The organism is Micromonospora sp., from assembly GCF_048594385.1.
Classification (GTDB): Bacteria; Actinomycetota; Actinomycetes; order Mycobacteriales; family Micromonosporaceae; genus Micromonospora; species Micromonospora wenchangensis.
The window spans coordinates 1-14,987 of sequence record NZ_JBMDWU010000596.1 but is presented as its reverse complement, the minus strand read 5'-3'; the positions used below and the strand labels follow the sequence as shown (position 1 = coordinate 14,987).

The 14,987-nt window shown below is 72.5% G+C and carries 13 protein-coding genes and 1 pseudogene; 1 reads left to right on the top strand and 13 read right to left on the bottom strand.

The window, feature by feature from the left end; genetic code table 11:
• The 13 genes and pseudogenes from ACOJTC_RS31080 to pyrR all read right to left on the bottom strand — a co-directional run.
• Nucleotides 1–330: S-adenosylmethionine synthetase N-terminal domain-containing protein (locus tag ACOJTC_RS31080; RefSeq protein WP_420119548.1), on the bottom strand; the 330-nt coding region annotated here is incomplete at its 3' end.
• An 89-nt stretch (nt 331–419) separates the two neighbouring features.
• Nucleotides 420–1,628 carry a bifunctional phosphopantothenoylcysteine decarboxylase/phosphopantothenate--cysteine ligase CoaBC gene (coaBC, locus tag ACOJTC_RS31075; RefSeq protein ID WP_204927580.1) on the bottom strand — a complete coding sequence of 403 codons (1,209 nt, stop codon included), beginning with the start codon at nt 1,626–1,628 and terminating at the stop codon, nt 420–422.
• A gap of 14 nt (nt 1,629–1,642) precedes the next feature.
• Nucleotides 1,643–1,906 carry a DNA-directed RNA polymerase subunit omega gene (gene rpoZ / locus ACOJTC_RS31070; RefSeq protein WP_007075826.1) on the bottom strand — a complete coding sequence of 88 codons (264 nt, stop codon included), beginning with the start codon at nt 1,904–1,906 and terminating at the stop codon, nt 1,643–1,645.
• A gap of 60 nt (nt 1,907–1,966) precedes the next feature.
• Nucleotides 1,967–2,498 (bottom strand): annotated as a pseudogene (locus ACOJTC_RS31065) (guanylate kinase); the annotation flags it as partial.
• 25 nt (nt 2,499–2,523) lie between these two features.
• Nucleotides 2,524–2,841, bottom strand: coding sequence for an integration host factor, actinobacterial type (gene mihF / locus ACOJTC_RS31060; protein ID WP_067309448.1), 318 nt, complete (start codon nt 2,839–2,841; stop codon nt 2,524–2,526).
• Between the two features lie 174 nt (nt 2,842–3,015).
• Nucleotides 3,016–3,855, bottom strand: a complete 840-nt coding sequence (gene pyrF / locus ACOJTC_RS31055; protein WP_420119547.1) for an orotidine-5'-phosphate decarboxylase — start codon at nt 3,853–3,855, stop codon at nt 3,016–3,018.
• A 71-nt stretch (nt 3,856–3,926) separates the two neighbouring features.
• Nucleotides 3,927–5,201 (bottom strand): adenosylmethionine--8-amino-7-oxononanoate transaminase, encoded by a 1,275-nt coding sequence (locus tag ACOJTC_RS31050; protein ID WP_420119546.1) that lies wholly within the window; start codon nt 5,199–5,201, stop codon nt 3,927–3,929.
• Nucleotides 5,202–5,292: 91 nt separating this feature from the next.
• The gene (locus ACOJTC_RS31045) at nt 5,293–6,339 is read right to left on the bottom strand and encodes a quinone-dependent dihydroorotate dehydrogenase (protein ID WP_420119545.1); all 1,047 of its coding nucleotides are present in this window, start codon (nt 6,337–6,339) and stop codon (nt 5,293–5,295) included.
• 64 nt (nt 6,340–6,403) lie between these two features.
• Nucleotides 6,404–9,799, bottom strand: a complete 3,396-nt coding sequence (carB, locus tag ACOJTC_RS31040) for a carbamoyl-phosphate synthase large subunit (RefSeq protein WP_420119544.1) — start codon at nt 9,797–9,799, stop codon at nt 6,404–6,406.
• Nucleotides 9,792–10,991, bottom strand: coding sequence for a glutamine-hydrolyzing carbamoyl-phosphate synthase small subunit (carA, locus tag ACOJTC_RS31035; protein WP_420119549.1), 1,200 nt, complete (start codon nt 10,989–10,991; stop codon nt 9,792–9,794). The genes carB and carA overlap by 8 nt, the downstream gene beginning before the upstream one ends.
• 179 nt (nt 10,992–11,170) lie before the next feature.
• The gene (locus ACOJTC_RS31030; RefSeq protein WP_420119543.1) at nt 11,171–12,502 is read right to left on the bottom strand and encodes a dihydroorotase; all 1,332 of its coding nucleotides are present in this window, start codon (nt 12,500–12,502) and stop codon (nt 11,171–11,173) included.
• Complete coding sequence (locus ACOJTC_RS31025; protein WP_204927588.1) at nt 12,499–13,452, bottom strand: aspartate carbamoyltransferase catalytic subunit; 954 nt, start codon at nt 13,450–13,452, stop codon at nt 12,499–12,501. The genes ACOJTC_RS31030 and ACOJTC_RS31025 overlap by 4 nt, the downstream gene beginning before the upstream one ends.
• Nucleotides 13,453–13,501: 49 nt before the next feature.
• A complete protein-coding gene (gene pyrR / locus ACOJTC_RS31020) occupies nt 13,502–14,083 on the bottom strand; it encodes a bifunctional pyr operon transcriptional regulator/uracil phosphoribosyltransferase PyrR (protein WP_145918925.1) in 582 nt (193 codons plus the stop codon).
• Between the two features lie 286 nt (nt 14,084–14,369).
• Between pyrR and ACOJTC_RS31015 the strand changes: the two genes are divergently transcribed.
• Nucleotides 14,370–14,858, top strand: coding sequence for a transcriptional regulator (locus tag ACOJTC_RS31015; RefSeq protein WP_013285505.1), 489 nt, complete (start codon nt 14,370–14,372; stop codon nt 14,856–14,858).
• The last annotated feature ends 129 nt before the right edge of the window (nt 14,859–14,987 follow it).

Sequence of the window (14,987 nt, the reverse complement as noted above, 5' to 3'; positions counted from 1 at the left end):
GGCATTGTCGACACCCTGCGCGATGTCCGGCGACTGCGCACCGATGGAAACACTCACACCACAGGAAGCGCCGTCGAAACCCTTCTTCGACGAGTCGTAACCGATACCCAGGATCGTCTCCCGGACGATCGTCGGGATGTCGGCGTACGCCTTGGTGGTCACCTCGCCGGCGACGTGGACCTGACCGGTGGTGATCAGGGTCTCGACCGCCACCCGACTGTGCGGATCCTGAGTCAGCAGGGCATCGAGGATCCCGTCACTGATCTGGTCGGCGATCTTGTCCGGGTGGCCTTCCGTGACCGATTCGGACGTGAAGAGGCGGCGTGTCACGGCACTCCTAAGCTCTTTAGATAATCGTTCCGCAGCAGTCTAGTCACCCTCGCGTACCGCTCACGACCGGGCGAGGCGGCATCCACCGTTCAGGAACGGGCGGGCCACCGATCGCGTACGAGGTCCCAGACCCGGTCGGCCAGATCCTCCTTGGCCTGCTCGGGCAGGCGGTGCACGCTGCCGTCGGCACCGATGACGGTGGCCGCGTTGGTTTCGGCGCCGAAGACCTTGTCGACGCCGACCTCGTTGACGACGACGAGGTCAGCGCGTTTGCGGGCGAGTTTGGCCCGGCCGTTGGCCTCGGCGTCGCCGGTCTCGGCGGCGAACACCACCAGCACCTGCTCCGGTCGACGGCGACGGCCCAGCTCGGCGGCGATGTCCGGGTTGGTGACCAGCGCGATGGTCGGCGCGCTGCCGTCGTCCGACTTCTTGATCTTTCCGGTCGCGTAGGTCGCCGGCCGGAAGTCCGACGGTGCCGCCGCCATCACCACCGCGTCGGCGTCGGCGGCGGCAGCCAGGGTCGCGGTGCGCAGTTCCTCGGTGGTACCCACCCGGACCAGGTCGACCCCGGCGGGGTCGGGCAGCGAGACGTTGGCGGCGATCAGCGTGACCCGGGCGCCCCGGGCGACGGCGGCCCGGGCGAACGCGTAGCCCTGCTTGCCGGAGGACCGGTTGCCGAGGAAACGGACCGGATCGAGGGGTTCGCGGGTGCCGCCGGCGGTGACCACCAGGTGCCGGCCGGCAAGATCGGCGGGGGCGTCGATGCCCCGGGCGAGGGCCCGGCGGGCGACGGCGAAGATCTCGGCCGGGTCGGGTAGCCGACCCTTGCCGCTGTCGGCCCCGGTGAGCCGGCCGACGGCGGGCTCGATCACCCGTACCCCCCGGGAGCGCAGGGTGGCCACGTTGGCGACGGTAGCGGGGTGCTCCCACATCTCGGTGTGCATCGCCGGGGCGAGCACCACCGGACAGCGGGCGGTGAGCAGGGTGTTGGTGAGCAGGTCGTCGGCGAGGCCGTGGGCGGCCCGGGCGAGCAGGTCCGCCGTGGCCGGCGCGACGACCACCAGGTCGGCCTGCTGGCCGAGCCGCACGTGGGGCACCTCGTGCACCGCGGACCAGACGTCGTCGGCGACCGGCTGGCCGGACAGCGCCGCCCAGGTCGGCGCCCCGACGAAGCGGAGCGCCGACGCGGTCGGCACGACCCGGACCCGGTGGCCCGACTCCGTGAACAGCCGCAGCAGCTCGCACGCCTTGTAGGCGGCGATGCCACCGCCGACTCCGAGCACGATCTCGGCGGACATCGGGGGTACGGGGGTTACGGCTGGTCGGTCGGCTCGGCGGTGAGCAGGCCCGCGTTGATCTCGCGCATCGCGATGGAGAGCGGCTTCTCCTGCGGGGTGGTCTCCACGAGCGGGCCGACGTACTCGAGCAGGCCCTCGCCGAGCTGGCTGTAGTAGGCGTTGACCTGACGCGCCCGCTTGGCGGCGAAGATCACCAGCGCGTACTTCGAGGTGGTCTTCTCGAGCAGCTCGTCGATCGGCGGGTTGGTGATGCCCTCGGGGTTGGCGATGGATCCCACGAAATACCTCTGCCTCTGAAGTGGCTGGTCGCTCGGCCGCGCTGGGCGGCCGGTCGCCCGACCACGATTATGCGGTCGGACGGGAGCCAGATTAGGACGAACCGAGCAAGCCTACCAGCTCAGCGGCGGCGCGCTCGGTGTGGTCGTGGTGGACGGCGCGCGCGGCGAGGGCCGCCAGGGCCGGGTCCGGGTGGTGTCCCGGCGGCAGCAGCAGCACCAGCCTGCTCTGCGGCAGGGCCGCGCGGACGACCAGCGCCCCGGGCGGGTCCAGCGGCAGCAGCACCGGCCGGCCCCGCGTCAGGCACTCGGTCAGCGGGGCGCGCGGCGTGCCCCGGCGGTACGGCCCGGCCCGGGACCACTCCAGCAGCTCGCCCGCGGCGATCATCCGGTCGAACTCGGCCGGCTCCCGGAAGAGCCGGTCGACGCCGTCGGACTCGCCGGTGCGAGGTGCCCGGGTGGTCACCGGGACCGGTACCCACACGGCGGGAGAACGCGCCCGGACCGCCTCGACCACACCGCCCCGGCCGGCACCCGAAGGTCCGGTCAGGACGGTGAGCCGTGCCGCCGGGCACGCCTCCTCATCCGTGCTCACCGCTTGTTTGTACCTGCTGCGGCGGTCAGTTGGCGGCGAACTCTCCAAGCAGCGCCTTGCGCTGCTGCTCGCCCAGGCCACGCAGGCGGCGGCTGTCGGCGATCTTGAGCTTCTCCATGATCTGGGTGGCCCGGATCTTGCCGATACCCGGCATCGCCTGCAGCACGGCCGACACCTTGAGCTTGCCGACGACGTCGTCGGACTCGGCTCGCGCAAGGACGGCGGCCAGGGTGGTCTTGCCCTGCTTGAGCTGCTCCTTCAGCTCAGCACGGGCCTTGCGGATCTCCGCGGCCTTTTCCAGCGCGGCAGCGCGCTGCTCGGGGGTCAGTGACGGGAGCGGCACCAGTTCTCCTCAGGTCCCTATCGCGACGGGCGGAACGCACCGCCGCTCTGTGAAACGTGGTGTCGCTGGCAACCAAAGGGGTCCGTGGTTCCCAGCGCGGGGAAAACTAGCGTTCGACGGAGTTTTCGGCAACGTGGACGCGCGATGATCAACGTAAAGTGACCGAGCCGTCAGTCAGTGTCCGGAAGCCAGAATGCGCCGGCAGTCGCCCGCCACCCGGGCCGCCGCGGCCCGCAACGCGTCGGCGTCCGGACCCGCGTTGAGCACCTCCCGGGAGTACGACGGCAACACTGCGGACAGGTTCGGACCGAACACGGTGGGTAGATCGGCGGCCGTCGCACCCTGCGCTCCGAGGCCCGGAGCGAGCAGTGGGCCATTGACCCGGGACAGGTCGTGACCGGTGGCACCGATGGTCGCGCCGACCACCAATCCGAAGCTGCCCAGCGGCTCGGCACCCCTGTTGAGCTGGGAAATCTCATCGATAACAAGCTGTGCGACGGTACGCCCACCGGAGGTGACGGCACGCTGCACCTCCGCCCCCTCGGGGTTCGAGGTGAGCGCTAACACGAAGACCCCGCCACCGTGCGCGGCGGCCGTCTCGAACATCGGGGCCAGCGAACCTACTCCCAGGTAGGGGCTCGCCGTGAGCGCGTCGACATACATCGGGCTGGATGGATCAAGGTACGCGGAGGCGTACGCGGCGACCGTCGAACCGATGTCGCCACGCTTGGCGTCGAGAAGAACGAGCGCGCCAACATCACGTAACTGTCGGATAGTTGACTCAAGAATCGCCACCCCGCGGCTCCCGAATCGCTCGAAGAAGGCCGACTGAGGCTTGAACACCGCAACCCGGTCACCGAGCGCTTCCGCGACGGTCCGGACGAACCGTTCCAGACCGTCGACGTCGTCCTCAAGGCCCCATCGGGCCAGCAGACCCGGATGCGGATCGATGCCCACACAGAGCGGCCCGCGTTCGGCCACCGCCCGGTGCAGACGGGTTCCGAAGGTCTCCATCCGTTACTCCCTCTCGTCTCGTGCTCCCTGCCACGGGGCGACGTTCGCCGCCCCGGTTGCGCCCCCGGTGCTCAGCCGGCCGCCACGGCGGCGGCGATCCCGGCCGCGATCCGGGCCACGTCGTCGTCCCCGGTCACGTACGGCGGCATCGTGTACACCAGGTCCCGGAAGGGGCGCAGCCACACGCCCCGCTCCACCGCGGCGGCCGTCGCCGCCGCCAGGTCCACCTCGTGGTCGAGCTGCACCACACCGATCGCGCCCAGCACCCGGACGTCCGCCACCCCCGGCGCGCCCCGCAACGGCTCCAGACCGGCCCGTAGCCCCGCACCCACCCGCGCCACCCCGGCCGCCCAGTCGCCGGCCCGCAGCAGCCCCAGGGAGGCGTTGGCGACGGCACAGGCCAACGGGTTGCCCATGAACGTCGGCCCGTGGGCCAGGACCCCGTCGGCGGAGATGCCCCGGGCCACCTCCGGCGTGCACAACGCCGCCGCCAGGGTGAGGTAGCCGCCGGTGAGCGCCTTGCCCACGCAGAGCACGTCCGGGGTCACCCCGGCGTGCCCGGCGGCGAACATCGACCCGGTCCGGCCGAATCCGGTGGCGATCTCGTCGAAGATCAGCAGCACCCCGTGCGCCCGGGTCACCTCGCGCAGCACCCGCAGGTACCCGGGATGGTGGAACCGCATCCCACCGGCCCCCTGCACCACCGGCTCGACGATCACCGCCGCCAACTCGTCGGCGTGCCGGGCGACCGCGTCGGTCAACGCCGTCACGTACGCCGGGTCGGGCGGGTCGGCGAAGCCACCGGGCGGCACCGGCGCGAAGACCTGCCGGGGCAGCACGTCACCCCAGAGGTGGTGCATGCCGCCCTCCGGGTCGCAGACGCTCATCGGGTGGAACGTGTCGCCGTGGTACCCGCCCCGCCAGGTGCCCAGCCGACGACGCCGCGGCCGGCCGGTGGCCCGCTGGTACTGCAGGCACATCTTGATCGCCACCTCGACCGACACCGAACCCGAGTCGGCCAGGAAGACGTGTTCCAGGCCGTCCGGGGCCAACTCGACGAGCGTCTCGGCCAACCGGACCGCCGGCTCGTGGGTGAGCCCGCCGAACATCACGTGACTCATCCGGCCGAGCTGGTCGGTGACGGCCGCGTCCAGCACCGGATGCCGGTACCCGTGGATCGCCGCCCACCACGACGACATCCCGTCGACCAGTTCCCGGCCGTCGGCCAACCGCAGCCGGACACCCTGCGCGCTGTCCACCACGTACGGCGGGTGGGCCGGCGGCAGCGCCGCGTACGGGTGCCAGACGCGGGCCCGGTCGACGGTCAGGATCTCCTCGGGCGTCACGCGTGCTCCTCCGTACCCTCGTCGGTGGCGGCGCCGGGGCGGACGGGCGCTCCGGGCGGGCACGACCGGAACCCCGGACGCGCCCGCCGGCTCACCGGCCGCTCACCGCCCGGTCACCCGCCGGGACCCCGACCGGAACCCGGGCGGCGGCCCGCACCAGGGCCGGCCCCCGGTAGATGAACCCGGTGTAGAGCTGGACCAGGCTGGCCCCCGCGTCGAACATCCGGGCCGCGTCGTCCGGGTCGAGGATCCCGCCGACCCCGATCACCGGGAGCCGCCCCCCGGTCTCCCGGTGCACGAACGCGACCATCTCCCGGGCCCGCCCGGTCAGCTGACGGCCGGACAGGCCGCCGGCCTGCGCGCCACGCTCCCGGTCGGCGGGGGCGAGCCCGTCGCGGGCCAGCGTGGTGTTGGTGGCGATCACGCCGGCCGCACCCCGGGCCAGGCACACCTCCAGCAGCTCCGCCACGGCCGGCTCGGTGAGATCCGGGGCGATCTTCACCAGCACCGGCTTCTCCCCCACCAGGGCGGCCAGCAGGGCGTCCAGGTGCGCCTTGTCCTGCAACGAGCGCAGCCCCGGGGTGTTCGGTGAGGAGACGTTGACCGCGAAGTAGTCGCCGTACCCGCGCAACGCCCGGTACGAGGTGAGGTAGTCCTCGACCGCGTCCTCCAGCGGGGTCACCTTGGACTTGCCCAGCGAGATGCCCAGCGGCACCCCCAGCGGGCGGGGCGCGGCGGCCAGCCGGTCGGCCAGGGCCTGCGCCCCGGCGTTGTTGAAGCCCATCCGGTTGATCACGGCCGCGCTGTCGGGCAGCCGGAACAGCCGGGGGCGGGGGTTGCCCGGCTGGGCGTGCGCGGTGACCGTGCCCACCTCGACGAAGCCGAACCCGAGCGCCGGCCAGGCCGGCAGGGCCACCCCGTTCTTGTCCATCCCCGCCGCCAGGCCCACCGGGTTGGGGAACTCCACCCCGAACACCGTCCGGGGCGCCCGGTGCAGGTTGCGGGCCCGCAGCAGCGCCAGCGCCGCCGGCCGCCGGGACAGGGTCGCCAACCGGCGCAGCGTCCAGTCGTGCGCCGCCTCCGCGTCGCCGCCGCCGATCCGGAACAGCGCCCGCCGTACCCCCCGCTCGAACATCATGTTCCCTCCCGGCCGACGCCCTCGAGCGGGGGGTGCGGGGTGAGCGGGGGGTGGGGGTCGGGGGTCACTGGGCGGCCCGGAGGGCGGCGTGGAGCTCCTGCAGGGGGCGCACCCGCATGTCGCCCCGGATGCGGGCCTCGATGCCCATCACCGCCGCCGCCACCCCCGGCACGGTGGTGATGCACGGGATGTCGGCCGTGACGGCGGCGCTGCGGATCTCGTAGCCGTCCGAGCGGGCGCTCGCGCCCGAACCCTGCGGGGTGTTCACCACCAGGGCCACGTCACCGGCGAGGATCATCGACACCGCGTCCGCACCCTCACCGCTCTGGTAGTGCTTGCGGATCTGCTCACAGGCGATGCCGTGCCGGCGCAGCAGCTCGGCGGTACCCGTGGTGGCGACGATCTCGAAGCCCAGGTCGGCCAGCCGCTTGATCGGGAAGATCATGGCCCGCTTGTCCCGGTTGGCCACCGAGACGAAGATCCGCCCGGTGGTCGGCAGCGAGCCGTACGCGGCGGACTGGCTCTTGGCGAACGCGTGCCCGAAGCTGGTGTCGATGCCCATCACCTCGCCGGTGGACTTCATCTCCGGGCCGAGCAGCGAGTCGACGCCCTTGCCGGTCGGGGTGCGGAACCGCTTGAACGGCAGCACCGCCTCCTTCACCGCGATCGGGGCGTCCGGCGGCAGCTCGCCGCCGTCACCGGTCGCCGGAAGCAGCCCCTCGGCGCGCAGCTCGGCGATGGTCGCGCCGAGCGCGATCCGGGCCGCCGCCTTGGCCAGCGGCACGGCGGTGGCCTTTGACACGAACGGGACCGTCCGGGACGCCCGCGGGTTCGCCTCCAGCACGTAGAGCATGTCGTCCTTGAGGGCGTACTGGACGTTGAGCAGCCCACGCACCCCCACGCCCCGGGCGATCGCCTCGGTGTAGCGGCGCACCTCGCTCAGGTGCGAGCCGGCCAGCGTGATCGGCGGCAGCGCGCACGACGAGTCGCCGGAGTGGATGCCCGCCTCCTCGATGTGCTCCATCACCCCACCGAGGTAGACCTCGCCGTCGGCGTCGCAGAGCGCGTCGACGTCGATCTCGATGGCGTCGTCGAGGAACCGGTCGACCAGCACCGGGTGGTCCGGGGAGATGTCGGTGGCCCGGCCGATGTAGTCGCGCAGCGTGGCGTCGTCGTAGACGATCTCCATGCCCCGCCCGCCGAGAACGTACGACGGGCGCACCAGCACCGGGTAGCCGATCTCGTCGGCGATCGCCTTCGCCTCGTCGTACGAGGTGGCCATGCCGTGTGCCGGGGCGCGCAGGCCGGCCCGGGCCAGCACCAGGCCGAACGCGCCGCGCTCCTCGGCCAGGTGGATCGACTCCGGGGAGGTGCCCACCACCGGCACCCCGGCGTCCTTGAGCCGCTGCGCCAGCCCCAGCGGGGTCTGCCCGCCGAGCTGAACGATCACCCCGACCACGCCGGGGCCGCCGGCCGCCCGGCCGGACGAGTCCTCGGCGTGCCAGACCTCCAGCACGTCCTCGAAGGTCAACGGCTCGAAGTAGAGCCGGTCGGCGGTGTCGTAGTCGGTGGAGACCGTCTCCGGGTTGCAGTTGACCATCACGGTCTCGTAGCCGACGGAACCGGCCGCGTCCGCCGCGACGGCGCCCGCCGTACCGCGCGGGGCGGCCCGCAGCGCCTGGACGGCGTGCACGCAGGAGTAGTCGAACTCGATGCCCTGGCCGATCCGGTTCGGCCCGGACCCCAGGATCAGCACCTTGGGCCGGTCCGACGCGGCGACCTCGGTCTCCTCGTCGTACGTGGAGTAGTGGTACGGGGTGGTCGCCTCGAACTCGGCGGCGCAGGTGTCCACCGTCTTGTAGACCGGCCGCACGTCGAGCCGGTGCCGCAGGGTGCGTACCCCGTCCTCGGCGGCCAGCTCCGGGCGCAGCGCGGCGAGCTGCCGGTCGGACAGCCCGGCCCGCTTGGCCCGGCGCAACAGCCCGGCGTCGAGCACCGGGGCGGCCACGATCTCGGCCCGCAGCTCGACCAGACCGGCGATCTGGTCCAGGAACCACGGGTCGATCCCGCCGGAGGCCGCCGAGACCTCGGCGACCGACGCGCCCAGCCGCAGCGCCCGCTCGACGGTGTAGAGCCGGCCGTCGTGCGGCATCCCCAGCGCGGCGAGGGTGTTCTCCCGCGTCGCCCCCTGCGGGTCCGGGGTGGTCCAGAAACCCGACGACTTGGTTTCCATCGACCGCATCGCCTTGTTGAGCGCCTCGGTGAAGTTCCGGCCCAGGCTCATCGCCTCGCCTACCGACTTCATCGTGGTGGTCAGCTCCGGGTCCGCGCCCGGGAACTTCTCGAACGCGAACCGGGGGATCTTCACCACCACGTAGTCCAGCGTCGGCTCGAACGCGGCGGGCGTCTTCAACGTGATGTCGTTGGGGATCTCGTCGAGGGTGTAGCCGATGGCCAACTTCGCGGCGATCTTGGCGATCGGGAAGCCGGTGGCCTTCGACGCCAGCGCCGACGACCGGGACACCCGGGGGTTCATCTCGATCACCACGATCCGGCCGTCGGCCGGGTTCACCGCGAACTGGATGTTGCAGCCGCCGGTGTCCACCCCGACCTCGCGCAGCACCGCGATGCCCAGGTCACGCAGGTTCTGGTACTCCCGGTCGGTGAGCGTCATCGCCGGGGCGACCGTGACGCTGTCGCCGGTGTGCACGCCCATCGGGTCGACGTTCTCGATCGAGCAGACCACCACCACGTTGTCGTGCCGGTCGCGCATCAGTTCGAGCTCGTACTCCTTCCAACCGAGCACGCTCTCCTCGATGAGCACCTCGTGCACCGGGCTGGCGGCCAGGCCGGCCCCGGCGATGCGGTCCAGGTCCTCGTCGGTGTGCGCCATGCCCGAACCCAGGCCACCCATGGTGAACGACGGCCGGATCACCACCGGCAGGCCCAGCTCGGCGACCGTCTCGCGGACCTCGTCCATCGAGTGGCAGACCCGCGAGCGGGGCACCAGCGCGTCCGGGTCGGGCAGCCCCAGCCGGACGCCGGCCTTGGCGACGATCTCCTTGAACAGCTGGCGGTCCTCACCCCGGTTGATCGCCTCGATGTTCGCGCCGATCAGCTCGACGCCGTACTTGTCGAGCACCCCGGCCGCGTGCAGGGCAACCGCCGTGTTCAACGCGGTCTGCCCGCCCAGGGTGGGCAGCAGGGCGTCGGGCCGCTCCTTGGCGATGACCAGCTCGACGAACTCCGGGGTGATCGGCTCGACGTAGGTGGCGTCGGCGAACTCCGGGTCGGTCATGATGGTCGCCGGATTGGAGTTGACCAGGCTGACCCGGATCCCCTCGCTGCGCAGCACCCGGCAGGCCTGGGTGCCGGAGTAGTCGAACTCGCAGGCCTGTCCGATCACGATCGGCCCGGAGCCGATCACCAGGATGTGCTTGAGATCGTCGCGCTTAGGCATTCGTGCGCCCCTCGCTGTGGTTCCGGCCCGCGCCGGGCTGCCCGTCGGGGCCACGGCCCTCGATCAGCTCGGCGAAACGGTCGAAGAGGTAGTCGGCGTCGTGCGGGCCGGCTGCCGCCTCCGGGTGGTACTGGACGGTGAAGGCGGGCACGTCCACGGCCCGCAGCCCCTCGACGACGTTGTCGTTGAGGCAGACGTGCGACACCTGCACGCCACCGAACTCGGTCTCGATGACCTGGTCGGGGACGACCGCACCGGCCGGCCCGTCGCCGCGGCCCGGCCAGGCCCCCGCGAAGCCGTGGGTGTGGCTGGTCACCTCGACCTTGCCGGTGGCCCGGTCGAGCACCGGCTGGTTGATGCCCCGGTGGCCGTAGCCGAGCTTGTAGGTGCCGAAGCCGAGCGCCCGGCCGAGGATCTGACTGCCGAAGCAGATGCCGAACAGCGGAATCCGCCGGCTCAGCACCTCCCGGGCCAGCGCCACCGGCCCGTCGGCGGTGGCCGGGTCACCCGGGCCGGGCGAGAAGAAGACCGCGTCCGCGCCGGTGGCCAGCAGGTCGTCGATGGTGGAGCCGGCGGGCAGCACGTGGGTGGTGACCCCCCGGGCGGCCAGCCGCCGCGGCACGTTGCGCTTGATGCCCAGGTCCAGCGCGGCGACGGTGTACCGGTGCTCACCCTCCGCCTCGACCACGTACGGCGCGGCGGTGCTCACCTCGGCGGACAGGTCCGCGCCGACCATCTGCGGGGACTGCCGGACCCGCTCCAGCAGGGTACGCGGGTCGTCCTCGACGCTGGAGATGCCGACCCGCATCGCGCCCCGTTCCCGCAGGTGCCGGGTGAGCGCCCGGGTGTCCACCCCGGCGATGCCCACCACGCCCTCCACACCGAGCCGGTCCTCCAGCCCGCCGGTGGCCCGCCAGTTGGAGCCGATCCGGGCCGGGTCACGGACCACGTACCCGGCGACCCAGATCCGGTCGGACTCGTCGTCCTCGCCGTTGACCCCGGTGTTGCCGATGTGCGGGGCGGTCTGCACCACCACCTGCCGGTGGTAGGACGGGTCGGTCAGGGTCTCCTGGTAGCCGGTCATCCCGGTGTTGAAGACCGCCTCGCCGAAGGTCTCCCCGACACTGCCGTACGACTCACCGTGGAAGGTGCGCCCGTCCTCCAGCACGAGGATCGCGGACCTACGTTTCACCATGCTGCGTCTCCTCCGATCCGGACTGCGGGACTCCGCTTCGCTACGTTCCTCGCTCGGATCATGCGTCCCCTCCGATCCGGACTGCGGGACTCCGCTCCGCTACGTTCCTCGCTCGGATCATGCGTCCCCTCCGATCCGGACTGCGGGACTCCGCTTCGCTACGTTCCTCGCTCGGATCACTTGACAGCCTTTCCGTCCAGGACCGTCGGCTCGCCGCGCAGGAAGGTCGCCACGATGCGACCCGGCAGCGTCATGCGGGCGTACGGGGTGTTGCGACTGCGGCTGGCCAGCTCCGCGGGCTCGACCACCCGGCGGGCGGCCGGGTCGACCAGGGTCAGGTTCGCCGGTACCCCGGGCGCCGGGTCGAGGCCGTGGTCGTCGAGGCCGGCGATCCGGGCCGGGGTCCGGGACATCCGGTCGGCGATCAGGTCCCACCGGGGGCCGAGCACGTCGAGGGCGATGGACAGCGCCGTCTCCAGGCCGAGCATGCCCGGCCTGGCGTACGCCCACTCGCACTCCTTGTCCTCCACGGCGTGCGGGGCGTGGTCGGTGGCGACGACGTCGATGACGCCCTCGGCGAGCGCGGCGCGCAGCGCGGCGACGTCGGTGCCGGTGCGCAGCGGCGGGTTGACCTTGAACACCGGGTCGTAGCTGGCCGTCGGGCTCCAGTCGGCCCCGAGCGCGGGGCTGGCCAGGGTGCCGCGCCCGGCCACCACCTCGTCGGTGAGCAGCAGGTGGTGCGGGGTGACCTCGGCGGTGACCCGTACCCCGCGCGCCTTGGCCTGGCGCAGCACCTCGACGCTGCCGGCGGTCGAGACGTGGCAGACGTGCAGCCGGCTGCCGACGTGCTCGGCGAGCAGCACGTCCCGGGCGATGATCGCCTCCTCGGCGACCGCCGGCCAGCCGGTCAGCCCGAGCCGGGTGGAGACCTCACCCTCGTGCATCTGCGCGCCCTCGGTGAGCCGGGGCTCCTCGGCGTGCTGGGCGATGATCCCGTCGAACGCCTTGACGTACTCCAGGGCCCGGCGCATCAGCTTCGGGTCGGCGACGCAGTGCCCGTCGTCGGAGAAGATCCGTACCCGGGCCGGCGAGTCGGCCATCGCACCCAGCTCGGCCAGCCGCTCGCCGGCCAGGCCGACGGTGACCGCGCCGATCGGCTGCACGTCGACCAGCCCGGCCTGCCGGCCGAGCCGCCACACCTGCTCGACGACGCCGGCGGTGTCGGCGACCGGCGAGGTGTTCGCCATCGCGCAGACCGCGGTGTAGCCGCCGAGCGCCGCCGCCCGGGAGCCGGACTCCACGGTCTCGGCGTCCTCCCGGCCGGGTTCGCGCAGGTGGGTGTGCAGGTCGACAAGGCCGGGCAGGGCGACCAGCCCGGTGCCGTCGACGACGGCGGCGTCCGGCGCGTCCAGCCCGGTGCCGGTCTCGGCCACGACGCCGTCGCGGATCAGCAGGTCGGTCGGCGCGCCGCCGACGACGCTCACGTTCTTGATCAGGTACGCGGTCACCGGTTGTTCCCTCCGAGCAGCAGGTAGAGCACGGCCATCCGCACGGAGACCCCGTTGGCGACCTGTTCGACGATGGTGGAGCGGGGCGAGTCGGCGACCTCGGGGGTGATCTCCATCCCCCGGTTCATCGGCCCGGGGTGCATGACGATCGCGTGCTCGGGCAGCCGGCGCAGGCGCGGGCCGTCCAGCCCGTAGCGGCGGGCGTACTCGCGGGCCGAGGGGAAGTAGGAGTCGTTCATCCGTTCCCGCTGCACCCGCAGCATCATCACCACGTCCACCCCGGGCAGCACCGCGTCGAGGTCGTAGCAGACGTCGGTGCCGGGGTCGGCGTCGGTCGCCACGGACCCGACGCCGGCGCGGGCGGCCCAGTCGACCGGGATCAGCGTCGGGGGGCCGACCAGGGTGACCTTGGCGCCGAGGGTGCTCAGCAGCAGGACGTTGGAGCGGGCCACCCGGGAGTGCAGCACGTCGCCGACGATCGCCACGTGCAGGCCGGCGAGCCGGCCCAGCCGGGCCCGCATGGTGTACGCGTCGAGCAGTGCCTGGGTCGGGTGCTCGTGCGTGCCGTCACCGGCGTTGACCACCGAGCCGTCCACCCAGTTGGCCAGCCGGTGCGGGGCCCCGGAGGCGGGGTGCCGGACGACCACCGCGTCGGCCCCCATCGCCTGGAGGGTCAGCGCGGTGTCCTTCAGGCTCTCGCCCTTGGTGACGCTGGAACCCTTGGCGGAAAAGTTGATCACGTCGGCGCTGAGCCGCTTGGCGGCGGCCTCGAACGAGATCCGGGTCCGGGTGGAGTCCTCGTAGAAGAGGTTCACCACCGTCCGGCCGCGCAGCGCCGGCAGCTTCTTGACCTCCCGGCCGGCGACCGTGGCCATCTCGGCGGCGGTGTCGAGGATCTCGGTGGCGGTGCCGGCGTCCAGGTCGCCCCCGGAGAGCAGGTGTCTGATCATGAGCGGGGCCGCCTCTCGTTCGGGCCTGCCGGGTGGCGTCGGGTCGCGGTCACCGGGTCCCCCCGCAGAGCCGGACCTCGTCGGCGCCGTCGGTCTCGACGAGGGTGACCTTGACGCTCTCGGCGAGCGCGGTCGGGATGTTCTTGCCGACGTAGTCGGCGCGGATCGGCAGCTCCCGGTGGCCCCGGTCGACCAGCACGGCGAGCTGCACCGAGGCGGGCCGGCCGACGTCGTTGAGGGCGTCGAGGGCGGCCCGGACGGTACGGCCGGAGAAGAGCACGTCGTCGACGAGGACGACCCGCTTGCCGTCGATGCCGCCGGGGGGAAGCTGGGTCGGGCCGACCGCGCGGGTGGCGTGCCGACGCAGGTCGTCGCGGTAGAGGGTGATGTCGAGCACCCCGACCGGGACGTCGACGTCCTCGAAGGTGCTGATCCGGGCGGCGAGCCGCCGGGCCAGCGGGGCGCCCCGGGTGGGGATGCCCAGCAGGACGGTGTCGGCGGCGCCCTGGGTCTTCTCCAGGATCTGGTGGGCGATCCGGTCGACGACGCGCTGGACGTCGGCGCTGGCGAGGATCACCTTCACCGAGGGTTGCCGCTCGGGCGACGGGTCGGCAGCCGGTGGGCAGGCCACGGCGGACCTCCTTCCCCGCCTCACGGGACGGGTCGTTAAAGGATGTCGGGGGTGTCCGGTCGGGTCGTGGGGGCCCGACCGGGGCTGGCGGCCACGTTACCAGCGGTCACCTGGCCGTTCGCCGCGACCCACTGATCCCCGGATCAGGACGGTGAAATGCGGACAACTCACCCGCTATCTCCGATGGGAATGTCACGAGCACTTGACCACGTGTCGCAATCCCCGTACCGTCACGCTCCGTAGCGATCGCGGGGAGAACCCCAAGCACAGCACTGGGAGTGTCCGAATGCCCTCTGAATACGCCAAGTCGCTGGGCGCCCGCCTGCGCTCCATCCGCCAGCAGCAGGGCCTGTCCCTGCAGGGGGTGGAGGAGAAGTCGAACGGACGCTGGAAGGCGGTGGTGGTCGGCTCGTACGAGCGCGGCGACCGGGCCGTCACCGTGTCCCGACTGGCGGAGCTGGCCGACTTCTACCGCGTTCCCGTCTCGGAGCTGTTGCCCGACGGCAGCGGGGTACGGCACGAGCCCACCAGCAAGATCGTCCTCGACCTGGAGCGGCTGTACGACGAGGCCTCCGAGGACCTCGCCTACGTCGCCCGCTACGCCCGCGCCATCCAGCAGCAGCGTGGCGACTACAACGGCCGGGTGCTCTCCATCCGCGCCGACGACCTGCGCGCCCTGGCGATCGTCTACGACGCCTCGCCGTCCGGTCTGATCGAACGGCTCACCGAGCACGGTGTGCTGGTCGCCGACCCGCGGGCGTTCTTCGCCTCCTGATCCGCGGTCACGCAACGAGAAGGGCCCGTTGCGTCCGGCACCGGCCCTTCTCCTCACCGCGTTGGGGGCCGCCCACGCCACGCCGGGCCCGGGCCTCCACGCTCAGCCGGTTGCGTACGCCGCGCTCCG

Coding starts and splice junctions, on each gene's coding strand:
- ACOJTC_RS31015 (WP_013285505.1), top strand. CDS start 14,370: ATGCCCTCTGAATACGCCAAGTCGCTGGGCGCCCGCCTGCGCTCCATC.
- coaBC (WP_204927580.1), bottom strand. CDS start 1,628: ATGTCCGCCGAGATCGTGCTCGGAGTCGGCGGTGGCATCGCCGCCTAC.
- carB (WP_420119544.1), bottom strand. CDS start 9,799: ATGCCTAAGCGCGACGATCTCAAGCACATCCTGGTGATCGGCTCCGGG.
- pyrF (WP_420119547.1), bottom strand. CDS start 3,855: ATGGAGACCTTCGGAACCCGTCTGCACCGGGCGGTGGCCGAACGCGGG.
- ACOJTC_RS31025 (WP_204927588.1), bottom strand. CDS start 13,452: ATGATCAGACACCTGCTCTCCGGGGGCGACCTGGACGCCGGCACCGCC.
- ACOJTC_RS31045 (WP_420119545.1), bottom strand. CDS start 6,339: ATGATGTTCGAGCGGGGGGTACGGCGGGCGCTGTTCCGGATCGGCGGC.